Annotated in this window: 20 protein-coding genes and 1 tRNA gene; 7 read left to right on the forward strand and 14 right to left on the reverse strand. The window is 66.5% G+C overall.

What is annotated here, in order from left to right:
- Positions 1 to 4: 4 nt before the first annotated feature.
- The 6 genes from SynRS9909_RS04595 to SynRS9909_RS04620 all read right to left on the reverse strand — a co-directional run bounded on the left by SynRS9909_RS04595 (position 5) and on the right by SynRS9909_RS04620 (position 6,459).
- Positions 5 to 598, reverse strand: coding sequence for a histidine phosphatase family protein (locus SynRS9909_RS04595; protein ID WP_007100223.1), 594 nt, complete (start codon positions 596 to 598; stop codon positions 5 to 7).
- The gene (locus tag SynRS9909_RS04600; protein WP_007100222.1) at positions 595 to 939 is read right to left on the reverse strand and encodes an acylphosphatase; all 345 of its coding nucleotides are present in this window, start codon (positions 937 to 939) and stop codon (positions 595 to 597) included. The genes SynRS9909_RS04595 and SynRS9909_RS04600 overlap by 4 nt, the downstream gene beginning before the upstream one ends.
- On the reverse strand, positions 894 to 2,291 hold the full coding sequence (locus SynRS9909_RS04605) for a cobyrinate a,c-diamide synthase (protein ID WP_007100221.1): 1,398 nt from the start codon (positions 2,289 to 2,291) through the stop codon (positions 894 to 896). The genes SynRS9909_RS04600 and SynRS9909_RS04605 overlap by 46 nt, the downstream gene beginning before the upstream one ends.
- A gap of 16 nt (positions 2,292 to 2,307) precedes the next feature.
- Positions 2,308 to 3,597, reverse strand: a complete 1,290-nt coding sequence (locus tag SynRS9909_RS04610) for a glucose-6-phosphate dehydrogenase assembly protein OpcA (protein ID WP_007100220.1) — start codon at positions 3,595 to 3,597, stop codon at positions 2,308 to 2,310.
- Positions 3,598 to 3,649: 52 nt separating this feature from the next.
- Positions 3,650 to 5,173, reverse strand: a complete 1,524-nt coding sequence (gene zwf, locus SynRS9909_RS04615; protein ID WP_007100219.1) for a glucose-6-phosphate dehydrogenase — start codon at positions 5,171 to 5,173, stop codon at positions 3,650 to 3,652.
- A 131-nt stretch (positions 5,174 to 5,304) separates the two neighbouring features.
- On the reverse strand, positions 5,305 to 6,459 hold the full coding sequence (locus SynRS9909_RS04620) for an FAD-binding oxidoreductase (protein WP_007100218.1): 1,155 nt from the start codon (positions 6,457 to 6,459) through the stop codon (positions 5,305 to 5,307).
- 204 nt (positions 6,460 to 6,663) lie between these two features.
- On the opposite strand from SynRS9909_RS04620, the gene SynRS9909_RS04625 reads away from it, so the two are divergent.
- A complete protein-coding gene (locus SynRS9909_RS04625) occupies positions 6,664 to 7,179 on the forward strand; it encodes an SRPBCC family protein (RefSeq protein WP_038001487.1) in 516 nt (171 codons plus the stop codon).
- Positions 7,180 to 7,269: 90 nt separating this feature from the next.
- Here the strand turns inward: SynRS9909_RS04625 and SynRS9909_RS04630 are convergent.
- Positions 7,270 to 7,342: transfer RNA gene (locus SynRS9909_RS04630), tRNA-Glu, on the reverse strand.
- A 43-nt stretch (positions 7,343 to 7,385) separates the two neighbouring features.
- Complete coding sequence (locus SynRS9909_RS04635; protein ID WP_186593834.1) at positions 7,386 to 8,537, reverse strand: histidine kinase; 1,152 nt, start codon at positions 8,535 to 8,537, stop codon at positions 7,386 to 7,388.
- Between the two features lie 104 nt (positions 8,538 to 8,641).
- Between SynRS9909_RS04635 and SynRS9909_RS04640 the strand changes: the two genes are divergently transcribed.
- The 3 genes from SynRS9909_RS04640 to pepN all read left to right on the forward strand — a co-directional run bounded on the left by SynRS9909_RS04640 (position 8,642) and on the right by pepN (position 12,429).
- Positions 8,642 to 9,214: a hypothetical protein gene (locus SynRS9909_RS04640; protein ID WP_007100215.1), complete on the forward strand. Its 573-nt coding sequence runs from the start codon at positions 8,642 to 8,644 to the stop codon at positions 9,212 to 9,214.
- Between the two features lie 64 nt (positions 9,215 to 9,278).
- Positions 9,279 to 9,707, forward strand: coding sequence for a hypothetical protein (locus SynRS9909_RS04645; RefSeq protein WP_007100214.1), 429 nt, complete (start codon positions 9,279 to 9,281; stop codon positions 9,705 to 9,707).
- Positions 9,708 to 9,768: 61 nt separating this feature from the next.
- Positions 9,769 to 12,429 (forward strand): aminopeptidase N, encoded by a 2,661-nt coding sequence (gene pepN / locus SynRS9909_RS04650; RefSeq protein WP_007100213.1) that lies wholly within the window; start codon positions 9,769 to 9,771, stop codon positions 12,427 to 12,429.
- An 18-nt stretch (positions 12,430 to 12,447) separates the two neighbouring features.
- On the opposite strand, the gene SynRS9909_RS04655 is transcribed toward pepN, so the two are convergent.
- Both SynRS9909_RS04655 and SynRS9909_RS04660 read right to left on the reverse strand, forming a co-directional pair.
- A complete protein-coding gene (locus SynRS9909_RS04655) occupies positions 12,448 to 13,683 on the reverse strand; it encodes a glycoside hydrolase family 10 protein (protein ID WP_007100212.1) in 1,236 nt (411 codons plus the stop codon).
- A 1-nt stretch (position 13,684) separates the two neighbouring features.
- Positions 13,685 to 14,680 carry a ribose-phosphate pyrophosphokinase gene (locus tag SynRS9909_RS04660; RefSeq protein ID WP_007100211.1) on the reverse strand — a complete coding sequence of 332 codons (996 nt, stop codon included), beginning with the start codon at positions 14,678 to 14,680 and terminating at the stop codon, positions 13,685 to 13,687.
- 65 nt (positions 14,681 to 14,745) lie between these two features.
- Here SynRS9909_RS04660 and SynRS9909_RS04665 point away from each other — a divergent pair, with 65 nt between their 5' ends.
- A complete protein-coding gene (locus tag SynRS9909_RS04665) occupies positions 14,746 to 15,315 on the forward strand; it encodes a hypothetical protein (protein ID WP_162858285.1) in 570 nt (189 codons plus the stop codon).
- On the opposite strand, the gene SynRS9909_RS04670 is transcribed toward SynRS9909_RS04665, so the two are convergent.
- A complete protein-coding gene (locus tag SynRS9909_RS04670; protein WP_007100209.1) occupies positions 15,200 to 16,168 on the reverse strand; it encodes an LCP family protein in 969 nt (322 codons plus the stop codon). The genes SynRS9909_RS04665 and SynRS9909_RS04670 overlap by 116 nt on opposite strands.
- Positions 16,169 to 16,299: 131 nt before the next feature.
- On the opposite strand from SynRS9909_RS04670, the gene SynRS9909_RS04675 reads away from it, so the two are divergent.
- Together SynRS9909_RS04675 and malQ are read left to right on the forward strand one after the other, a co-directional pair.
- A complete protein-coding gene (locus SynRS9909_RS04675; RefSeq protein WP_007100208.1) occupies positions 16,300 to 17,460 on the forward strand; it encodes a Coenzyme F420 hydrogenase/dehydrogenase, beta subunit C-terminal domain in 1,161 nt (386 codons plus the stop codon).
- Positions 17,461 to 17,469: 9 nt separating this feature from the next.
- A complete protein-coding gene (gene malQ, locus SynRS9909_RS04680) occupies positions 17,470 to 18,972 on the forward strand; it encodes a 4-alpha-glucanotransferase (protein ID WP_007100207.1) in 1,503 nt (500 codons plus the stop codon).
- On the opposite strand, the gene SynRS9909_RS04685 is transcribed toward malQ, so the two are convergent.
- Genes SynRS9909_RS04685 through SynRS9909_RS04695 form a run of 3 tightly spaced genes read right to left on the reverse strand, consistent with a single transcriptional unit; the run spans position 18,936 to position 21,699 of the window.
- Complete coding sequence (locus SynRS9909_RS04685; protein WP_007100206.1) at positions 18,936 to 19,820, reverse strand: RodZ family helix-turn-helix domain-containing protein; 885 nt, start codon at positions 19,818 to 19,820, stop codon at positions 18,936 to 18,938. The genes malQ and SynRS9909_RS04685 overlap by 37 nt on opposite strands.
- Complete coding sequence (locus SynRS9909_RS04690; RefSeq protein WP_007100205.1) at positions 19,817 to 20,557, reverse strand: pseudouridine synthase; 741 nt, start codon at positions 20,555 to 20,557, stop codon at positions 19,817 to 19,819. The genes SynRS9909_RS04685 and SynRS9909_RS04690 overlap by 4 nt, the downstream gene beginning before the upstream one ends.
- Entirely contained in the window at positions 20,554 to 21,699 is a 1,146-nt protein-coding gene (locus SynRS9909_RS04695; protein ID WP_007100204.1) for a cell wall metabolism sensor histidine kinase WalK, read from the reverse strand. The genes SynRS9909_RS04690 and SynRS9909_RS04695 overlap by 4 nt, the downstream gene beginning before the upstream one ends.
- Positions 21,700 to 21,707: the final 8 nt, after the last annotated feature.

Genomic DNA, 21,707 nt, shown 5'->3' on the forward strand with positions numbered 1-21,707 from the left:
GAGATCAGAACATCCCGTCGGTGGGGGCATTCCAACGGCTGATCGCCCGGCTGCCCCGCTCAAAGCCAAGCACGCAGATGCTGCCGGTGTTGAGTTTGAGCAGCCGGCCGCCTGTGGCGCCCAGGCCGAGCCAGGTGCCGGCGAGGGCGCGCAGCAGGTGGCCATGGGCAAACAGGGCGACATCGCCTTCACCCTGCACCGCCAGGGCCTGGTCGATCGCGCGCTGGCAGCGCGCCTGCACGGCGGGAGCCGCTTCACCGCCCGGACAGCCGTGGCTCCACACGGTCCAGTCGGGCACGGTCTGGCGGATCTCGGCGGTGGTGATGCCCTCATAGTCGCCGTAGTTCCACTCCAGCAGCTCCTCCATCACCTTGGCCTGGGCGCCCAGGCCCCCCAGCTCGCAGGTGCGTCGCGCCCGCTGCAGGGGGGAGGTGAACACGGCCGCAAAATCCTGGGCCTGCAGCACCGGCGCCAGGCGCCGCGCCTCCGCTTCTCCCTCCGGGAGGAGTGGCAGATCGGTGCTGCCGGTGTGGCGGCCGTTGCGGGCCCATTCGGTGGCGCCATGGCGCAGCAGCCACAGCTGACGTTCCCGGCTCATGCTTTCACCTCAAACCAGTCGTCGCCCGTGACGGGCAGATGGCTGAACCGCACCAGGCGCACTTGGGCCCCAGCGGGCCCTCGCTCACACCAGAGTCGCAGCTCATTCAAGGCGAGCGGATCCCCTTCCGCCTGCACCTCCACCCGACCGTTGCTGAGGTTGCGCACCCAGCCGCTCAAGCCGAGGTCGGTGGCGCGGCGGCTGCAGCTGCTGCGGAAGCCCACCCCCTGAACCTCGCCTTCCACCATCAGCCGCCAGCGTTCCTTGAGTGCGTAGGGGCGGGGCGGCTGGCGCTTCAGAAAGCGGTTGCTTTCGCTGCGGTTTCGAGCGCGCCGCGCCATCGGCATGGGATCGTCCAGGAGCCGCCCCAGTGGAGGTGAATCCAGCTGGCGTGCACGTTGGCTCTGTTCCATCCTTCCTCCTGTCGCTCCGTTCTCCAGCCCTCAACCTGCCACAGGCGTTCGCCGTTGCCCACAGCTGGATCACCCGCCAGCGGCTGCAGGCGCCAGCGATGGAATTCATGGCCCATCCAGCGCTCCCCCCGGCGCAGCAGCAGGCTGTCCGCGCTCGCCGTCAGCTGGCGATAGCCCACCTGAAGCCTGTCCTTGGCTGCTCGGAAGGGAAGCAGCCCGGCCATGGCATGGGCGCTGCCCTGCAGGTCGGTGAGGCTGTGGCCCAGCAGGAGCATGCCGCCGCATTCGGCGTAGAGCGGCCGGCGGCCAAACCAGTTGCGGAGGGCCGCCAGGCTGCGCTGGCACTGGCTCAGGGCGGCGGCATGTTGTTCGGGGAAACCGCCGGGCAGGATCAGACCGATCGCCTCGCTCGGAATCGGTGCATCCTCCAGGGGGCTCCAGGGAAGCACCGGCATGCCCAGGATCTCCAGGGCATCCTGCATTTCCGGGTAGCGGAAGTGGAAGGCGGCATCCTGGGCGACGGCCACCGGTAGGGGCGTCGTGGTCGGCATCTCCGGCGTGGTGTGTCGCTCGAGCTGGGCCTGCAGCGGGTCGATGCCACCGCTGGGTGCCGTGAGCAGCGGCCGCAGGCGGGCGAGGTCGAGGTGACGCTCGGCGAGCTCAGCCCAGGCGGCGAGGCGGCCGGCGAAGCGCTCGATCTCATGGGCGGGGGCCAGGCCCAGATGGCGGCTGGGCAGGTCCAGCTGCAGATCCCGGGGCAGGGCCCCGAGCAGGGGCACCTCGATGCTGCGCAACACATCCGCAAGCAGCTCGCGATGGCGATCACTGCTGACGCGGTTGAGCACCACCCCGGCCAGCTGTACACGCGGTTCATGGCTCTGAAACCCCCGCACCAGGGCGGCCAGCGATTGCGCCTGACCGCCCGCATCCACCACCAGCAGCACGGGCAGGTTCAGCTCCCGGGCCACGGCGGCGCTGCTGCCGTCGCTGCCACTGCCGATGCCATCGAACAGCCCCATCACTCCCTCCACCAGGGCCAGATCCGTGCGGCCGCCATGGCCGTGAAAGCTCTGCCGCACCCATTCGCTGCCGCACAGGGGCAGATCAAGGTTGCGGCAGGGGCGGCCGGCGGCGACCGAGAGCAGCTGGGGATCGAGATAGTCGGGCCCCACCTTGAAGGGCTGCACGCTGAGGCCCTGTCGACGGGCCCAGGCGATCAGACTGAGGCTGAACAGGGTCTTGCCGCTGCCGCTCGCAGGAGCGGCGATCAGACAGGCCATGCAGCAGCTCGGTGGGTCAGCTGAGCAGCTTGGCAGCCAGGGGAGCGGCGGCGGCGAGGAGGGGGTTGGTGGTGTCGTGGCCACCCTCCAGCAGGCGGGCCACATCCGCTTCCACGGACTGGCTCTGAACCGGCACCACCTCCTCCAGCAGTTCCATGCTCGCCATGCCACCGGCCTCCAGCCGCATGCAGCCCCCCGATTCGGCGCAGAGAATCACGCACATCGCCGGGGCGGATTCGGGCTTGCTGATCAGGCGCAGCCCGACGATCTGGCCGGGATGAATGCTGGGGGCGCCCATGGGCACCGGAGCAATGCGTATCTGCACAGCCACCCCATCCGGGCGCTGGAATTCGGCGCTGATGCCGTGATCCTCGTTGCGCTGCGATCCCTTGAGGTGCCAGCCGAGGCGGTCGGCGATCCAGGCCGCCAGCAGCAGCCCCTGCACCGGATGCTCGCCTTCCACGTCGAGATCCAGCTGCACCACATGGCTGAGGGCATCGCGCCGGTGCGGCGGATCGAACACCATCGCCAGCGTTTCGCGCCAGCTCCGCAACCGCAGCCAATTGAGATCGTTCACCGCCAGGCGGGCGTCGATGCGGGCGGCGAGCAGGTCGAGACAGGCGAGCGGGTTGCCGAGGGCGGAATCGATGATCAGCCGCCGGGGCCCGATCGCCAGCTGGCGCAGGAGATCCGGTGCTTCATCCAGGTTGCCGTTCCACCACACCCAGGAGGGCAGGTCTTCGGGCAGCAGGGGTTGAAGAATGCCGAGTCCACGCTTGAGGGCGTCATGGCCGCCCCGCAGCACCACCACATCGCCGCAGGCGGCCGTACCACCACCCTCCTCCGGCAGGGGGCAGTAGGCCGCCACCAGGGTTTCCAGCTCCTGGGTGGCGTCCAGGGTCGGTGCCAGGGTGATCAGGCGCCGGGGCCGCAGGGTGCTCACCGAGGCATCCACGTGCTGGCCGCGCAGGTCTTCCGCCGTGGTGTCCCCTGCCAGGCCCGCGAGGGCTGCCGCCACGGCGGCGCTCAGCGGTGGGGTGCTCAGGGGGAGATCCATCTCGATCACGGCCTGACGGGCCGCGGCGATCAGCTCCTGACGCTGCACCCCGGTGATCGGTCCGCTCAGCCGTCCGGTGCGGATCAGCTGTTGCTCGGTCCAGGCCGGTTGCCAGATCAGCAGACAGAAGGTGTGGGCGCCGGCGTTGCCGGTGCTGGGTTGATCCTGACCCCAGAGCTGCTCGAGGTAGGCGGGAACGTCGGCGGGCGGGAGTTCGAGCGGGGTCTGGAGGGTGAGCTGGGGAGACATGGCTGGCCTGGAGGGGGAGGGCGTCGGGGTGAGGAGCTGGGGTGAGCAGAGGTCAGGGGCGGCGCCAGAGCAGACCGTCGCGGGCCAGCAGGGCATCCGATGCGGCCGGTCCCCAGGTGCGCGATTCGTAGGGATGGATCGGGAGCTGCCAGGGACTGTCTTCAATCAGTTCCAGCAGGGGGGTGTACAGCCGCCAGGCTGCTTCCACCTCATCGCTGCGGGTGAACAGGGTGGGATCGCCGAGCATCGCGTCGGCCAGCAGACGGACGTAGCCCTCATCGGAGGGTTCACCGAAGGATTCGTCGTAGGAGAACTCCATCTCCACCGGACGGCTGCGCATGCCTGAGCCGGGGGATTTCACATCGAAGCGGAATTCCGCCCCCTCATCCGGCTGGATGCGCAGGATCAGCTGATTGGCTGTGGGGCTGCCACCGGCGGCATCAAAGAGATGCACCGGGGCCTCCCGGAAGGTGAGCACCACTTCGCTCAGCCGTTTGGGCAGGCGTTTGCCCGTGCGCACGTAGAAGGGAACCCCCTGCCAGCGCCAGTTGTCGATGAACAGCTTCATCGCCACGTAGGTCTCCGTGGTGCTGTTCGGATCCACGCCAGGTTCCTGGCGGTAGCCGGCCAGGGGAGCGACCTGGCTGCCGCCCGGTCCGTACTGACCACGAATGCAGCAGTTCCAGGGTTCCTGTTCGTCGGCGAGGCGAGCGGCCTGCAGCACCTTCGCCTTCTCGCTGCGGATCGCCTCCGGGTCAAACCGACCCGGGGTTTCCATGGCGGTGATCGCCAGCATCTGGGTGAGGTGGTTCTGCACCATGTCGCGCAGGGCGCCGGAGGTCTCGTAGTACCCGGCCCGCTCCTCCACCCCCACCGTTTCGGCGGCGGTGATCTGAACGCTGGAGATGTAATTCCGATTCCAGATCGGTTCGAAGATGGTGTTGGCGAAGCGCAGCACCATGATGTTCTGCACCGTCTCCTTGCCCAGGTAGTGGTCGATGCGGAAGATCTGCTTCTCCTGGCCGCAGGCCTGCACCACCTTGTTGAGCGCCTGGGCGCTGCTGTAGTCGCGGCCGAAGGGCTTCTCGATCACGACGCGACTGCGATCCGGATCCTTGAGCAGCCCGGCATCCGCCAGGGCGCGGCAGCCGCTGCCGTAAAACTTCGGTGATACCGAGAGGTAAAAGGTGCGGTTGCTCCGCGTCGCCCGCAACCGATCGATCTCCTGGAGGCGATGCCCCAGCTTCACCAGATCCTCCGGCTGCTGCAGGTCGACCGGTTCATAAAACATGCCGGCTGAGAACTGGTCCCAGGCCATCCGGTTGTCGCTGACTTTCGCGCCCATGGCCTCCGCCATCTTCTGGCGGAACTCCTCGTCGCTCCAGGGGCGGCGGGCACAGCCGAGCAGGGCGAATTCGCTGGGAAGACGCCGTTGCTGGAACAGTTCGAACAGGGCCGGCACCAGCTTGCGGTGGGTCAGGTCACCGCTGGCGCCAAAGATGATCAGGCACTGGGGGGCGATGACCCGTTCCTGACGCAGGCCGACCCGCAGCGGGTTCGTGATCGTTGCGCTCATGCCACGGAGAGATCTGCTGGATGTTTAACCAGGAATCCGCGGCCTGACAGTGCTCCAGAACAACCCGCCATGGTTTCGCCATCAAAAAGCCCGCCTGATGGCGGGCTTTCGGATCACTCCGATCAATCGGATCAATAGGTCTCGACGTGCCAGCGCTCCGCTTTCTTGAGCTGGGGCCGCAGCTCACTCCAGTCGAGCCCCTTGGCGGCGGCCGCCGCGGTCATCGCTTCATCGATGCCCGGTTCCATACCCCGCAGACCACACATGTACACATGGGTCTTGGGATCTTCAATCATTGCGAAGATCTCATCGGCATGCTCGAGCACCCGATCCTGGATGTACATCCGGCCGCCCTTACTGTTCTGCTGCTCGCGGCTGATCGCCTTGGTGTAGCGGAAGTTGTCGGGGAACTGCTCTTGATAATGCTCGAAATCGGCGTCGTAGAGCAGGTTGGGGGTTTTGGGAGCTCCCATGAACAACCAGGCCTTGCCGCGGAAGTGCCAGTTGTTGAGCTCCCGCTCCTTCGGCTCGAACATGCGACGCAGATAGGTGCGCATGGGAGCGATGCCCGTGCCCGTCGCCAACATGATCACGTTGGCGTCCTCGTCGTCGGGAAGGAGCATCTCCTTGCCCACCGGCCCGGTGATCTTCACCTTGCTGCCGGGCTCGATGTCGCAGAGGTAGGTGGAGCAGACGCCGTTCACCGTCTCCCCATCCTTTTCATATTGCAGCTGGCGCACGCAGAGCGACACGGTGTGGTCGGCGTAGTTGTCGCCATGCCGGGTGCTGGCGATCGAGTAGAGGCGCAGCTTGTGGGGTTTGCCGTTGGCGTCCTCGCCCTCGGGAACGATGCCGATGCTCTGGCCCTCCACGTAATGCAGCTGGGGGTCGCCACCGCTCAGGTCAAAGGTGATGTGTTGCACACGCCCGATCGCACCCTCCGCCAGCAGGCTGTAGTTCTCGGTGACGGTGCCGATGAAGGGGGATTTCGGCTTGTAGAGGTTGACCGGAACGGCCTTGTGGGCGGGTTTGGGGGCGGAAGCTGTCACGGCGGCGGCGGCGGGTGTCGACGAAGGGGCGGGGCTGGCGCCATCAGCGGCGCCCGGAATCACCGCTTGGATCGTGCCACCACTGGCCGTGATGCGCCGCACGGTGGCCTGAAGCTGACTGAAGCCCACGGTGAAGCGACGTTCAGCACGACGCTGACGTCCTGATTGAAGGCCAAGCACCACCACGGTGAACATGCGTTCTTGGGAGTCGCCTGAACCAGCCGTGCTGACACGCATGGACTTTGCCTTCTCGGGAAACGGCGCGATCATAGGCGCGCTGTTGCAGATCAGGAGTTACGTTTGCCGACTGCAGCACTCCTGCCGTTCACCGCTGCACAACGCTTTCCTTAGGATTTTCGGATCAACTCATTCAGTTTTCCCTGCGGAGTTCTGCTGTTGACGTCCACTGATCTGCCACTGCAGCAGTCCATCGCCCCTGGCATGGCACCGGTGAAAGGTGTGCGGCGCCAGACCATCGAGCAGACGATGGAGCGGCTGCCCCAGGGGGTACGTCGCCTGGCGGTGCAGCTGCGCACGCCCATCAGTGTGGATCTGCTCTGGTCGGTGCTCACCGATTACGACCAGCTGAGCCGCTTCATTCCCAACCTCAGCAGCAGCACGTTGGATTGGCGTGAGGCCAATCGCGTGCGCCTGTCGCAGGTGGGCAGTCAGCAGTTGCTGGGCCTGCGTTTCTCCGCCTCGGTGCAGTTGGAGCTCGTGGAGCATCGGCCCGAAGGCCTGCTCCAGTTCCGCATGCTCAAGGGCGACTTCCGTCGTTTTGAGGGCTCCTGGCGTCTGCAGACCCTGCCAGACGGCAGTTCGTTGGTTTATGACCTCACCGTCCAGGGATGTTTAGGCATGCCCGTGGCGCTGATCGAGCAGCGGCTGCGCAGCGATCTCTCCGCCAATCTGCTCGCCGTGGAGCGGGAGGCACAGCGACGGTTCGCGCTGTCCTGAATCTGCAACTTCAGATCGATAATAAATTTGAAACTATTGAAGCTATTTATTGCCGCTATTTAGAGCGGTCGTAACGTCAATATTGAGTCATACCCCCAAGGGGATTCGAACCCCTGTCGCCTCCGTGAAAGGGAGGTGTCCTAGGCCTCTAGACGATGGGGGCGAGGCCGTGACCGCTCGGATGTGCTCCCGATCACTCAGTGAAATTAGGCGTCTGACTGACCCTCCGTCAAGGACGCCACCGGGTTGATCTGATCCTGTCCTTGCCAGACTGGAACGGTGAAGAAAAAGCAGGCGCCCTCCCGCGGTTCGGAAACCACCCAGATCTTGCCGCCATGCACCTCCACAATCCGTCGGCACACCGACAGGCCCACGCCGAATCCTGAGGTGCCGCCGGAGGTCTGTGGCAGTCGCACCCGATCCTGAAAGATGCGTTGCTGCTCCTCCTCGGGAATCCCCGGGCCGCTGTCGCAGATGCTGATCTGCAACCACTGACTGGTGCGGTGCAGCATGGTCAGGGCGATGCGACCACCGTCCTGGGTGTATTTCAGGGCGTTCTCCAACAGGTTGAGCAACACCTGGCGCATGCGCCGCTGATCGGCGTAGACCTTCGGCAGATCTGAGGGGATGTCGGTGTGAATCGCCACATCCCGGCCCAGCCAGAGTTTTTCCAGCTCAAGAATCGCTTCCGCCGCCACGCTGGCCAGGTCGAGCCGTTGGGGATTGAACAGGGCCTCCCAGCGCGTGCTTCCCACTTCCAACAGGTCCTTGGAGAGCAGGGCGATCTCGTCGAGGCGGCGTTTGAGCACATCCTGGAAGCGCTCCAGGTCGATCTGTCCGAGTTGTTGGCTCTGCAGGGCGAGAGTGGCTGCCGTCAGCGGTGTGCGCAGTTCGTGGGCCACCATGCGCAGCAGGCGTTCCTGAGCGCCGAGGCGGTCGATCAGGGTTTCGTTTTCCTGGCGCAACACCAACAGTTGGTCTTCCAGTTGCAGCTCGCGCTGGGTGCGGCTGCCATCCAGTTCTGTGGGTTGCAGGCTGAGGCCAAGGCCGCTCACCACCTCATCCTGTTGCCAGCGGGGCAGCCAGCTGCGCAGTTGCTGAAAAATGCTGCTGCCCGCAAACACCTGTTTCGTTGAGGGCTGCAGCTTCACCAGCGCCGGGGTCACCACCAGCCGATGCAGCTCGAGCAGTTCTGGTTGCTGGGTGGGGTCCGACATCTGAAGCGTGACGTCGAAACCGCAGTCTTCGTGTTCGAGAAACTGAATCAGGGAGCGAAGATCGCCGCTGGAGAGGTGGTGCCTGGCGGCCACCAGCAGGAGCTTGAGCTGCTGTCGCGGATTGGGACCGTTCCCATCCACAGGGCGATCAGAAGCAAAGATGACGCTCACCTTATGGGGTTTTGCAGCCCGCGGCAGAGCCGCTATGACGAAGAGGTAAAGACTGTCGTTTCGCCGAGCGTTCCATGCCGCTGTTGCCGCTTGAACGACGGGGAGTCTCCGAGCCCCCCGGAGATCCGCCGATCGTCCAGCGGCTGCCGCTGGACAGCCATCTGCGCCGTTGGTTCGCCCGCAATCTGGGTCTCTGGCATTCCCGTCGGCAGTACCTCTTTCCGGATGATGAGGTGCTCACCCTCACCATGATGATCCGGGTGGAGATCTTTGCTGATTCGCCCTCTGGCCTGCCCCGCTATCGCTTCACCTGGTGGCCCGAGCGCGACACGGATTTCTTTGAGCGCAAACCCCGCTATCGCCGCGAGGGCGTGATGGAGGCCACCCTCAATGGGCATCAGCTGCAGCGCGATCAGGCCTACCTGGAGGCCGTGCCGGTGCGCACCCGCATCCGGCAGGTGGATGAACACGAGGTGATCTTTGAATCCCACTATGGCGACTGGCACATCCTGGAACACACCCGCTTGATCGATCAGGACCGCTATCGCTCAAGGGCCATCTACAGCTGGGAGAACGGGGAGCTGGCGATCGTGGAGCATCACCATGAAACCCGGACGGAGGATGCGTCGGCGCCGATCGCAAGTTGAGCACCAGCACTGGCCCATCCCAGCTCGGATGGGGCAGCATGGCGCAGTTGTCTGACTCGGACTGTTGCTCTCCCTCCCCCGCCGACTCCGGCTTGTTCTTGCAGCTCCCCTGCTGATCTCCCCACTGGCGCTGGTCGGTCCCTCCGTTCTCGCCCAGGGTGCTGGCAACGCCGATGCCAAACCCGCCACGAATGAGGATGTCTTCCTCTACCGCGGTATGGGGTCGTCCTATGTGTGCAACGCCCGTGCCGCTGGCGTTGAATTCCCCAAAGCGGTGGGCATCGCTGCCGCCACCTATGTGCAGATCCTCAATGGTCGTCACGGCGGCCAGGTGGCCTCGGCCGGCAACACAAAACTCACCAACGAGCAGTTGTTTGCCGGTGCAGAGTTTCAGATCATCACCGGAGCGCTGCAGTTCTGCCCGAAGGAAGTGCCCGCTGATGTGAAGGCGAAGGTGGAGGAAGCGCTGAAGAAGCAGAAGGCTGGCAACTGAGGAGCCGCCTCCCGCAGTGGCCGAGGGCCAGGCGTCAGGATCTCAGGAACGAGAGCTGCGCATGGCCCCCCTTTCAACCTCTCCCGATCAGACGAAAGCCCTGGTTCGCCTCTGCGACTACCGGCCCTATCCCTTCCGGATCCCCACGATCGATCTCGATGTTGTGATCGGGGATCGGCAGGTGCAGGTCACCACCGTTCTGCGGATCGAGCCACGCTCGGATCAGGCGCCTGACGATCAGGTGACTGAGACGCTCGAACTGCGCGGTGTGGCGTTGGAGTTGGTCAGTCTTCAGGTGGATGGCCAGCCCTGGCCGGCCGAGGCCTATCGGCAGGATGCCACCACGCTGGTGCTGCATCAGCCACCGCAGGCGCCATTCAGCCTCACCACGGTCTGTCGCTTCGATCCCCACGCCAACACCTCGCTGGAGGGTCTCTATGCCAGCGGCGGCATGCTCACGACCCAGTGCGAGGCGGAGGGCTTTCGGCGCATCACTTTCCATCCCGACCGGCCGGATGTGCTCAGCCGTTTCCGGGTGCGCATCGAGGCCGACCGGGAGCGCTATCCAGTGCTGCTCTCTAACGGCAACGCCGTCAGCAGCGGACCTCTGGCGCGGGATCCCTCACGCCATGAGGCGATCTGGGACGATCCTTTTCTTAAACCCTCCTATCTCTTTGCCCTGGTGGCGGGCAATCTGCGGGAGGTGCGTGATCGCTTCCTGACCCGTTCCGGCCGCAGCGTCAACCTGCGTCTGCATGTGGAACCCGGCGATGAGCCTTACACCGCCCATGCGATGGCCTCGTTGAAACGATCCATGGCCTGGGATGAACAGGTGTATGGCCTCGAATACGACCTCGACGAGTTCAACACCGTCGCCGTGCGCCACTTCAACATGGGCGCGATGGAGAACAAGAGCCTCAATATCTTCAACTCCAAACTGGTGTTGGCCGATGCGGAAACGGCCACCGATGGCGAACTGGAGAGGATTGAGAGCGTTGTTGCCCATGAATATTTCCATAACTGGTCGGGGAATCGGATCACCTGCCGCGACTGGTTCCAGCTCTCCCTCAAGGAGGGGCTCACCGTGTTCCGTGATCAGTGCTTCACCGCCGATCTCCATTCCGCTGCACTGAAGCGAATCGAGGATGTGGCGATGTTGCGCAACACCCAGTTCCGCGAGGATGCCGGTCCAACGGCCCATCCGGTGAAGCCCGACGCCTATCAGGCGATCGATAATTTCTACACAACTACGATCTACGAAAAGGGTGCCGAGCTGATCCGCATGTTGCGCACCCTGCTGGGGGAGGAGCGCTTCATGGCCGGCATGCGCCTCTACTTCCAGCGTCATGATGGCGAGGCAGCCACCACAGAGGATTTCGTGGCGGCCATTCTCGAGGGGGCCTGTGCCAAGGGCGAGCCCCTCAGCTTTGATCCGAGCCAGTTTCAGCGTTGGTATCACCAGGCCGGCACGCCCACGGTGACCGTGCAGAGCCAGTGGGAGGCAGGCAAGGGGCGTCTGACGCTGGAGCTGCAGCAGGCCACTCCCCCCACCCCAGGCCAGGCGCAGAAGCAGCCGCTGGTGATTCCCCTGCTCTGGGCGCTGATTGGATCGGATGGGCGGCTCGGTGAGGAGCGGCTGCTGGTGCTGGATCAGGCGGAGCAGACACTGGTGGTGGAGGGGTTACCCGTCGCCGAGCAGCCACCGGCCCTGTCGCTGTTCCGGCAGTTTTCCGCTCCGGTGCACTGGCAGGCCCACCAGGGCGACGACGCCTTGTTCACCCTGTTCGCCCACGACGACGATGCCTTCGCTCGCTGGGATGCGGGGCAGCAGCTCTGGCGTCGCCTCTTGCTTGCCCGGGCCAACGGCAGCGGCGATGCGGCGCTGGAGCAGCGCATGGTGACGGCGCTCTCGGTGCTGCTCGGGCCCGATGGCGAGTCGGATCCTGCCGTGCTCGCCACCCTGCTCGGTTTTCCCGGTGCTGCCGAGTTGGAAGGTCTGCAGGCGGAGGCGGATCCGCCGGCGCTCTACCGCGCTGCCTGCGCGCTGCGGAGTGCGCTCGGAACGGCGCTGGCCCCGCTGTTGCAGCGGCGTCTGGCGGAGGCGGCATCCGGCCTGGCCCGGCCCTGGCCCGAGGGGCAGGGGGAGCGGCAACTCACGGCCCTGATCTGGAGCTGGTTGGCGGCCGCGGCGAATGGCGCCGTGCGGGCTGAGGCTCTCGCCGCGGTGAACGGCCCCTCCATGACCCTGGCGCGGGCCGCCCTGCGCGCCCTGCAGCCGATCGATTGCGCCGAACGGGATCAGGCCCTGCAGGCTTTCCATGACCGCTGGCTGGAGCGGCCTGTGATTTTCGACAGCTGGTTTGCCCTGGAGGCGTCCACACCACGGCCGGATGGCCTGGAGCGGGTGGCCGCCTTGCTGCGCCACCCGCGTTTTGATCCGATGGCACCGAATGCCGTTCGCGCCGTGCTGGGCGGATTTGCCGCCAACCCTTTGCTGTTCCATGCCCCTGATGGCAGTGGCTACCGCTTCATGGCCGAGCAGATCGCCGTGGTCGATCAACGCAATCCGATCACCGCCTCACGCATGGCCAAGGTGTTCAGCCGTTGGCGGAGTTACGCCCCAGCTCGGCAGGACGCGGTGCAACAGGCCCTGAAGGCTCTCGATAGTGCCGATCTCTCCACGAACACGCGGGAGGTGGTGGGTCTGATGCTGGCGAGCTGAGGCTTGAGGGCAAGGCGCTCATCGGCCGTTGGCGCCGAGGGCCTGGAAGGCGGCCCGCCTGAGGGCGGGCCCCTCCTCGCCGGCGTGTTCTCCCCAGAGCCCCTCCCAGTAGAAGAAGATCACGCCGTGGCCGCGTTCACGGGCAAGGCGCACTTTTTCGCGCAACACCGGCATCGGTGTGGTTCGCTTGCCGAAACCGGCGAGCACCCCGATCTGCACCGGCAAGCCCCAGTCGCGCGCTTTGCGCAAGGCCGGTTGATCGAGATCGCGCGCGAAGCCCTTGAGGGAGTAGGCGTAGTTCTGCACCACCAGATCATCGATCAGTTCGCCGACCGCCCAGAGCTCCCAGTCTTGAAGCCAGTGGTTGTAAGCGAAGCGGAAGGGGCCTGGCGAGAGGCTGATCCGTTGCGGCAGGGCTCGCTTCTCCAGGCTGGCGCGCAGCTCCCGCAGCAGGCCGGTGAGTTTGCGACGACGCCAGGTCATCCAGGCCCGGTTGGTGTGGTCGCGGGGCGGTGGCGCGCCGGTTTCGCGGCTGTAGAGCGCCACGGTGTAAGGGTCATAGCCCAACTCCACCGGCCAGGCGAAATGGTCGTCGAGCTGGAGCCCATCCATGCGGCAGCGCTGCATCACCTCGAGCACCAGACCGATGAAGCGCTCCCGCACCTGGGGATGGGCGGGATTGAGCCACACCATCGGTTTGTTGTGCAGCATCGTGATCGGGCTGCCATCGGCTTTCTGCAGCACCCATTCGGGGTGCTCTTTCACCACCGCGGCATCGGCTGGCTCCATCAGGCCGTATTCGAACCAGGGAATCACCCGCAGGTCGCGGGCATGGGCTTCCTCGCTCAGGGTGCAGATCGGATCGATGGCGACCCCGGCGGCGGCGAGGGCCGGTTCCACGGGGGCAAAGCGACTGCGGTGGAAGGTGGTGCCCCGACTCCACACATTCGGATAGAGCGTGGTGAACCCGGCCTGATGGAGCTCCTCGACGGCATCCGCCAGGCGCCGCCGGTCGTAGTAGAGGGGGCTGGGGCTGTTGGTGAGCCAGACCCCAAGGGTCTCCTTGCGCCCCACCGAGGCCAGGCGACTCTTGAGGCTGCTGAACTGGGTTGATGCTGGTCGGAGGGCAGCCGCCGCGCCCATCGGTGGCGGCGGCGGCGGCAGGGGGGCCGCCTGGAGCGTCGGGGTGACTGCCGCTGTCAGAGCCCCCAGCAGGCCGAGTGCAGCGGACCACCGCCAGTCGCAGTTGTTCATCTCAGCGGAACATCGAGCTCACGGAGCTCTCCTCATGGATGCGCCAGATCGCTTCCCCGAGCATGTTGGCCACCGAGAGCACCTGGAGCTGGGGGAAGGTGCGGTCGGCGGGGATCGGGATGCTGTTGGTGACCACCACCTGCTCGAACAGGCCATCGGCGGAGAGTCGTTCGCAGGCCGGCGGCGAAAACACCGCATGGGTGGCGCAGGCGATCACCCGTTTGGCGCCCTGCTGACGCAACAGCCTTGCTCCGGCACAGATCGTGCCACCCGTGTCGATCATGTCGTCGATCAGGATGGCGGTGCGATCGGCCACATCACCGATCACGGTGAGGCTTTCGGCCATGTTGTGACCGGTGCGGCGCTTGTCGATGATCGCGAGGGGCGCGTCCTGCATCTGTTTGGCGAAGGCGCGGGCCCGGGCGACGCCGCCCACATCTGGTGACACCACCACCACATCACCCAGATCCTGCGCCGAGAGGTAATCCACGAGCACCGGCGAGCCGTAGATGTGATCGCAGGGGATGTCGAAATAGCCCTGGATCTGGGCTGAGTGGAGATCCATCGCCAGCACCCGATCCACCCCCGAGGTCACCAGCAGGTTGGCGGTGAGTTTGGCGGTGATCGATTCCCGCCCGGCGGTTTTGCGGTCGGCGCGGGCGTAGCCGTAGTAGGGCACCACGGCCGTGATCTGCCGGGCCGAGGCACGCCGGCAGGCATCCACCATGATCAGCAGCTCCATCAGGTGGTCGTTCACCGGAGCGCAGGTGGGCTGGATCAGGAACACATCGCAGCCACGGATTGATTCCTGGATCTGCACGTAGAGCTCACCATCAGCGAAGCGCTTGCACACCCGAGGGCCATCGGGAACGCCCAGATAGGCCGCGATTTCCCGTGCCAGGGACGGGTTCGACGTGCCGCTGAAGAGGCGCAGGCGGCGGGTGTCTTGCTGGATTTTCTCCTGTTCGGCACGGGCTGCAGTCAGGAAACTGGTCACGGGCCCGCAGACGAGGACAGTTGTTTCCGATGGTAGTGCTGCGTCGCTCCCGATAGGGTTGCGCCATGCCCGAACACCACCTGGTTCTGATCGGTGCGGGCCTGCAGCCCGAGTTGCGGATGCGCCAGGCCGCTGATGCGCTGGCGAGTGCCTGGGGCCGTCCCCTGCGTCACCACGCCTGCGGTGAAGCCCCCGACCCCCTGCTGGCGGCCCTCGCCGGGGAACCCGACCCCGTGCTGCTGCGGTTGACTGGTGATGCGGCGGCCGAGCGCCCCGATGGCGCCGGCTGGCTGGAGGCCCTGGCGGCCTGGCGCCAGCCCACGCTCCTGGTGGCCGCGCCCAGCGCCGATGGCACCATCCCCGGCGTGGTGCCCGCCTACGCGGCGCTCTGCACCAGCCTTCGCGTGCCCCTGCTGGGGCTCGTTCAGCTGGGTGGTGCCTGGCGACCCGAGCGTCGCCGCCGCGATGGTCTGCCCTGGTGCGGGGTCTGCCTCGAACAGGGAGACCCCGCTGATGACCTCACCCCCCTGGTCGATCAGTTGAAGACCCGCCTGGCCAGAGGGGTCGGCTGGCATCCGCCTTCAACTGGCGCAGGGTCTGCTTGCCGGCGCGGGGCGCCAGGGGAAGCGTGCTGATCCGGGGCGGTTGGTCGCTGCTGAGGCTGGCCGCCGCCAGGCTCAGCCACTCGCCACTGCTGAGGTTGCTGTTCACCTCCGACGCCACTTCACCAAGCAGCCCGGGCAGGAGGGTGATGGCATTGGGTTGACGCAACTGCTCGCTGATTGCCAGCAGCAGCCATTGCTGGCGAATGCGCCGCGCCTGTTCCTCGAGGGGCGTGGCACGGAAGCGCGCCAGTTGTTCGGCCTGGGCACCGTTCAGGGTCTGGCGTCCTGCCTGGAGGTTCACCTTGTAATTCTGGCTGCGGTCGGTGTGGCTGTACGACTGATTCAGGGTCACCTCCACCTGACCGAGTCCATCCACCAGATCGCGGAGCGCCCGGCGCGGTACCACCACATACCGCTCCGGTTCATCCGCGGGCAGACCGACCAGCTCGCGCACCACATCGGTCGTGAGCGCCACACCACCGAGGCGATAGCTGGCCCCCAGGGGTTGCATTGCTTTGCGACCGGGCAGATGCACGGCCAGCTCCACGGGCAGCTGCAGGATCTGGAGCGGTTGGCCGGCCAGGAACCGCACCAGCATCACCATGTCGGCATTCGGAGCGCCCTTGGGGGCGGCCTGATTGATCGAATCCTCCACCCGATCGGCATCGACGCCCACCACGAGCACCGTGACCGGGCGGCTGGGGAAGGGGGCGAGGCTGGTGGGATCCTCGGCGGAGGGCACATCAGCAGCCACCCGATCCGCTTCAGGCCACACCAGGCTGAGGGCCGCCCCCACCAGGCCAACGGCCACCGCGGCGGTGGCGATCCGCAAGAGGGTGCGCGTCGGATGCTGGCCCAGCCAGCGGCGCTGCTGCGGGGTCATCAACCGGCCAGAACAGAACGACGCCCAGTCTCGCCCAGCTCCCGCTCATTAGCGTTGGAAGCCTCCCAGGACCCAACCGCTTCGTGACCCAGACTTCCGCGACTCCCGCCCCCCACGATCGGGCCCGGCCGATGGCGCGCGGCACGGTCCGCCCGGCCAGGGATCTCTGCAGTGACTGTGGTCTCTGCGATTCCCGCTGGGTGGCGTATGTCAAACGGGCCTGCGCCTTTCTGCACCAGGATTTCGAGGCGATGGAGCGGCGTTCTCACGGTCGCTCCCGCGATCTCGATCAGGAGGACGAGCTCTATTTCGGTGTGCACGAGCGCATGGTCACCGCCCGGATGCGCGCGCCGATCGACGGTGCCCAGTGGACCGGCATCGTCAGCCATCTGGGGGCCAAGGCGCTGGAGCGAGGCCTGGTGGATGCCGTGCTCTGCGTGCAACAGAGTCCGGAGGATCGCTTCACCCCGGTGCCCGTGCTCGCCCGCACGCCCGAGGAGGTGATGGCGGCCCGCGTCAACAAACCGACCCTGTCCAACAACCTCTCGGTGTTGGAACAGCTGCCCGGCAGTGGCATCCGCAACCTGCTGGCGATCGGTGTCGGCTGTCAGATCCAGGCCTTGCGCGCCGTTGAGGACACCCTGCCGCTCGATGCGCTGTACGTGCTCGGTCTGCCCTGCGTTGACAACGTCTCACGCCAGGGGCTGCAGACGTTTCTGGAGAGCGCCAGCGATTCACCGGAGACGGTGGTGCACTACGAGTTCATGCAGGATTTCCGCATTCACTTCCGCCACCGCGACGGCCGCCAGGAAACGGTGCCGTTCTTCGGGCTCGACACGCCCCGCCTCAAGGATGTGTTCGCCCCCAGCTGCCTCAGCTGCTTCGACTATGTGAATGCGGGCGCGGATCTGGTGGTGGGCTACATGGGGGCGGAGTATGGCCGCCAGTGGTTGGTGGTGCGCAATCAACGCGGCGCTGCCCTGCTCGATCTGATCGAGGCCGATCTCGATCTGGCGCCGGTCACCAGTCGCGGTGATCGCCGCGCCGCGGTGCAGCAGGGCATCGATGCCTACGACAAGGCGGTGCGCCTGCCGATGTGGCTGGCGGAGCTGGTGGGTTGGGTGGTGCAGCGCATCGGACCGAAGGGCCTGGAATATGGCCGTTTCTCGATCGATTCCCACTTCACCCGTAACGCGCTCTGGTTACGTCGCCATCATCCGGAGGTGGTGGATCGGCATCTGCCGGCGTTCGCCCGTCGCATCGTGGAGCGCTATCGCCTCCCATCCACCTGAAGAGCCAACATGCGTGAACTCGGTGTGTTGCTGCACCCCACCGCCCTTCCAGGCAGTCCGGTGTGTGGCGGTTTCGGTGCTGCGGCCCAGCGCTGGCTGGAGTTGCTGGCTCGCCATGGCATCCGCGTCTGGCAGGTGCTGCCGTTGGCCCCTCCCGACGGCACCGGCTCTCCCTACAGCTCACCGTCGAGCTTCGCGCTCAACCCCTGGTTTCTCGATGCCGATGCGCTGGTGGCGGAGGGCTACCTGGCGCCCGAGAGCCTGAGCGGCCTCCCCGGCCAGAACGCCCAGGCTTCCTCCGGTGGGGCGGTGGATCTGGCCCTGGCCGAGCGCCGGGCCGCCGCCCTCGGCGAGGCGCTGCTGGCGGCCTGGCCGCAGCAGTCGGCGGCGCGTCAGCGTCGTTTCGCGAGCTGGTGTTCCCAGCAGGCGTTCTGGTTGGAGGATCACGCCGCCTTCATGGAACTGCGTCGCCAGCAGGAGGGGCGGCCGTGGTGGACCTGGCCGGAGCCTTTGGCGCAACGTCAGCGCCGGGCCCTGGAGCAGTGGCGCCGGGAGCATGGGCCTGCGCTGCAGCGTCAGCGCCTGCTCCAGTGGCATGCCGATCGGCAGTGGCAGGCCCTCCGCAGCCTGGCCCAGGATCTGGGGGTGCGTCTGTTCGGCGATCTGCCCTTCTATGTGGCCCGCGACAGCGCCGATGTCTGGAGCCATCGCCAGCTCTTTGCGCTGACGCCGGCGGGGGAGCTCATGCTCCAGAGCGGTGTGCCGCCGGATTACTTCTCCGCCACGGGCCAGCTGTGGGGCACACCGGTGTATCGCTGGTGGCGGCATCGGCTCAGCCGCTTCCATTGGTGGCGCCAACGCTTCCGGCGTCAGTGGCAACTGGCGGATCTGCTCCGCCTCGACCATTTCCGTGCCCTGGCGGCTTACTGGGCGGTGCCCGGCGCTGATGACACGGCGATGCGGGGCAGTTGGCGGCCGTCGCCAGGAGCCTCGCTGCTGCGGCGACTTCGCCGCGATGCCGGGGGCGTGTTGCCCCTGGTGGCGGAGGATCTCGGTGTGGTCACCGCCGATGTGGAGCGGCTGCGGGATCGCTTTGCGCTGCCGGGCATGAAAATTCTTCAGTTCGCCTTTGACGGCAATCCCGACAACCCCTACCTGCCCGCCAACATCAAGGGGGAGCGCTGGGTTGTGTACACCGGTACCCACGACAACCCCACCAGCATCGGCTGGTGGCAGGGCCTGGATGAGGCGGCGCGGCAGCGGCTGACCGCTTTGGTGGGGGGGGCGGTGGAGGCGCCGGGTTGGCAGTTGCTGGAGCTGGGTCTGGCCACCAGCGCCTGGCTGGTGGTGGCACCGCTTCAGGATCTGCTCCATCTCGACGATGCCGCCCGCTTCAACACCCCCGGCACGGTGGGCGGCAACTGGACCTGGCGGCTGGCGGTGGAACCGGCGGCGCTGGAGGGGGCGCTCAAGGGTTACGGAGAGCGCGGCGCCGTCTGGGGCAGGCGGTAAGTGCCGGGTTGGTCTTTGCTGGCGCTGAGGGGAGCACCGTTCCAGAGCACCTGATCGGTGGCCGTGGGCGCTGGTTCGATGCTGAGGCTGAAGGGTGGGAGCAACTGGAGGCTGAGCTTGCCCTGGGCACCGTTGAGTTGGCTGCGATCGCCGCCGGCGCTGATGAAACGGATGGCGCTGGGGCGGTTGAGCGCCAGTTCCAGCACTCCGGTGCGGGCAGGGGTGTTGTTGGCTTCGGCTTCTTGCCGCGGCGGCAGCCATTGACTGAGGGGGCGCCGGCGCGCTTCATCCAGTGGGCGCAGACCCTGGAGGGCCGGATCGCTGGCGGCGGGGGCGAGCTGGAGATCGTCGCTGCTGGGCGGAATCGGGTTGAGGCTGAGGCTGTTGCGCATGGCGAGGTAGCGCTGTTGCTGATTCAGGGCCAGCAGGGACCCCACCATCACGAGGGCATACACGACGCTGCCCTGCCAGGTGGTGAAGATGTCAATGCTGCCGATCGTGAATCGGGACGCACCCCGTTGTCGGCCCTGCAGGCGTGAGGGCTGAACCGGGGGTAAGGCACCGTTGAGACTGCCTGGATCCAGATCCAGGTGGTGCTCCAGGCGGCTGAGCATGGCGCCCAGGTAGGCCGCTTCGGGCAGGCGGTCACGCCACCCTTTCTCCAGGGCCTCGAGCACCGGGGTGGTGATCCTCATGTCGCGGGAGAGATCGCGCAGGGAGAGGTTGCGTTCTTCCCGGCGTTCCCGCAGCAGCTGGCCGGCGGCGAGCAAGGGATCCACACCGTCGTTGCCGGGGCTCACCACAGCCTGATCGCGCTTGCGCCGTCGCCAGATCCCGGGAAACCTCATCGGCGCGTCGTCGGCTGCCCCGTTTCGGGCATCAGATGGCGCCATTCTCCCCTGTGCAGGGCCCGCCATTCACCCTCCGCCAGGGATCCCAGCGGGATTCCGGCGATCGCGATCCGCTGCAGGTCGAGCACCGGATGGCCCAGCTGGTCCGCGGTGCGACGGATCTGGCGGTTGCGGCCCTCCTGCAGGGTCACCTCCAGCAGGGTGCGGCCGCCTTCGCGGCGGAGGCGTTGCACCGTCGCCGGCTGGGTGCGCTGCCCATCCAGCCACACCCCGTCGCGCCAGCTCTGCAGGTGCTGAGGCGATGGATCGCCCTCCAGCCAGACCCGGTAGGTCTTGCTGTGGGCATAGCGCGGATGGCTGAGCCTCAGGGTGAGCTGGCCGCGGTTGGTCAGCAGCAGGGCGCCGCGACTGTCGGCATCGAGCCGTCCGATCGGGTGGAGGCCGCGGCGGAGGTGGTTCGGAATCAGATCGAGCACGGTGCGACGGCCGCGGGGGTCATAGCAGCTGCTGATCACCCCCACCGGTTTGTTGAGCAGCAGCAACCGGGTGGCCTCGGGGGCCCGCAAGGGCCGGCCATCCACACAGATCCGGTCCTGCTCCGGGTCAGCCCGATCGCCCAGCGCCACGATCTGGCCATTCACGCGCACCCGTTGCTGCCGCAGCAGCTCCTCCGCTTTGCGGCGGGAACAGAGGCCCGCGGCGGCGATCAGTTTCTGGAGGCGTTCCCCGGTCAAGCTGCCTGGCCACCCTTGGGGAGCAGCAGCTCCACATTCGTGCCGCCTTCGGGGTGGTTCCGGGCCTGGATGCGTCCACCGTGATTGACGGCGATCTGCTGCACGATCGCCAGGCCGAGACCGCTGCCGCTGCGGTTCGAGCGCGCCCTGGAGGGATCGCCGCGGTAGAAGCGCTGGAACATGTTGCTGAGATCCTTCTCGCTGAGGCCGGGGCCATGGTCCCGGATCGAGAGCAGCCACCAGCCACCGCTGGGCAGGATCTCGACCTCCACCTGGCTGTGGTCGGGGGAATAGCGCAGGGCGTTGTCGAGCAGGTTCAGAATGGCCCGGTGCAGGCGCCGCTGGTCGCCGTGCAGGGGTGCCGGCTCATCGCTTTGCAGGGCCAGCGACACCCCGCGCTCTTCGGCGAGGGGGCGGATGCTCGTCCAGGCGTTCTCCACCAGGTTGTCGAGGCAGAGCGCGCTGTAGGCCTGGGCGTCGCGGGGCAGGCTGTTTTCGAGGCGCGAGAGTTCGAGCAGGTCTTCCACCATCAGCTGCAGCCGCCGTAACTCCTTCTGAAGGCGCTCCACCAGCACGGTGTCTTGCCCCTGCACGGCGGATTCGAGCCGATCGCTCACGAGCATCAGGGCGGTGAGGGGCGTTTTCAGTTCGTGGGCCACATCGCTGACCCAGCGCTCCTGTTGCTGTTGCTGGGCTTCGAGGGAGCGACAGCTCTGCAGCAGCACGAGCAGCCATTCATCCGATCCGGGCAGCACGATCGCTTCGAGTGGGTCGCTCTGCCACTCCCATTCCGTGCGCTGGGGACGTTGCTGGTGACGCACCTGCACGATCGCCTCCTCCAGCTCGGGAATGGAGAGCACCTCTTCGAGCGGTTGGCCGCGCACAAGCAGGTTGCGGGAGATCTGCAGCAACCGCTCCGCCTTTTCGTTGATGTAGGCGATGGTGAGGTCGGGGGTGAGGATCAGCCATCCCTGGGTGGCGGCATCGATCCAGGCGAGCAGCTGGGGGGTGGTGAGGGTCTTGCCCTGGAGCAGCGCACCCTGCTGAGACCGCCTCTGGCGCTGCTGTCGTTGGCCTGCCCAGCTGACGCCCACTCCGATCGCTGCCCCCAGCACCAGGCCCAGGCCGAGCTGTTCTGCCATCGCCTGCC

Source organism: Synechococcus sp. RS9909 (genome assembly GCF_014279595.1).
In the GTDB taxonomy this organism is placed as follows: Bacteria; Cyanobacteriota; Cyanobacteriia; order PCC-6307; family Cyanobiaceae; genus Synechococcus_C.

Excerpts from the sequence above, each read along its gene's own strand:
- SynRS9909_RS04595 (WP_007100223.1), bottom strand. The coding sequence starts at position 598 with ATGAGCCGGGAACGTCAGCTGTGGCTGCTGCGCCATGGCGCCACCGAA.
- SynRS9909_RS04600 (WP_007100222.1), bottom strand. The coding sequence starts at position 939 with ATGGCGCGGCGCGCTCGAAACCGCAGCGAAAGCAACCGCTTTCTGAAG.
- SynRS9909_RS04605 (WP_007100221.1), bottom strand. The coding sequence starts at position 2,291 with ATGGCCTGTCTGATCGCCGCTCCTGCGAGCGGCAGCGGCAAGACCCTG.
- SynRS9909_RS04610 (WP_007100220.1), bottom strand. The coding sequence starts at position 3,597 with ATGTCTCCCCAGCTCACCCTCCAGACCCCGCTCGAACTCCCGCCCGCC.
- zwf (WP_007100219.1), bottom strand. The coding sequence starts at position 5,173 with ATGAGCGCAACGATCACGAACCCGCTGCGGGTCGGCCTGCGTCAGGAA.
- SynRS9909_RS04620 (WP_007100218.1), bottom strand. The coding sequence starts at position 6,459 with ATGCGTGTCAGCACGGCTGGTTCAGGCGACTCCCAAGAACGCATGTTC.
- SynRS9909_RS04625 (WP_038001487.1), top strand. The coding sequence starts at position 6,664 with ATGGCACCGGTGAAAGGTGTGCGGCGCCAGACCATCGAGCAGACGATG.
- SynRS9909_RS04640 (WP_007100215.1), top strand. The coding sequence starts at position 8,642 with ATGCCGCTGTTGCCGCTTGAACGACGGGGAGTCTCCGAGCCCCCCGGA.
- pepN (WP_007100213.1), top strand. The coding sequence starts at position 9,769 with ATGGCCCCCCTTTCAACCTCTCCCGATCAGACGAAAGCCCTGGTTCGC.
- SynRS9909_RS04655 (WP_007100212.1), bottom strand. The coding sequence starts at position 13,683 with ATGAACAACTGCGACTGGCGGTGGTCCGCTGCACTCGGCCTGCTGGGG.
- SynRS9909_RS04665 (WP_162858285.1), top strand. The coding sequence starts at position 14,746 with ATGCCCGAACACCACCTGGTTCTGATCGGTGCGGGCCTGCAGCCCGAG.
- SynRS9909_RS04670 (WP_007100209.1), bottom strand. The coding sequence starts at position 16,168 with ATGACCCCGCAGCAGCGCCGCTGGCTGGGCCAGCATCCGACGCGCACC.
- SynRS9909_RS04675 (WP_007100208.1), top strand. The coding sequence starts at position 16,300 with ATGGCGCGCGGCACGGTCCGCCCGGCCAGGGATCTCTGCAGTGACTGT.
- malQ (WP_007100207.1), top strand. The coding sequence starts at position 17,470 with ATGCGTGAACTCGGTGTGTTGCTGCACCCCACCGCCCTTCCAGGCAGT.
- SynRS9909_RS04685 (WP_007100206.1), bottom strand. The coding sequence starts at position 19,820 with ATGAGGTTTCCCGGGATCTGGCGACGGCGCAAGCGCGATCAGGCTGTG.
- SynRS9909_RS04695 (WP_007100204.1), bottom strand. The coding sequence starts at position 21,699 with ATGGCAGAACAGCTCGGCCTGGGCCTGGTGCTGGGGGCAGCGATCGGA.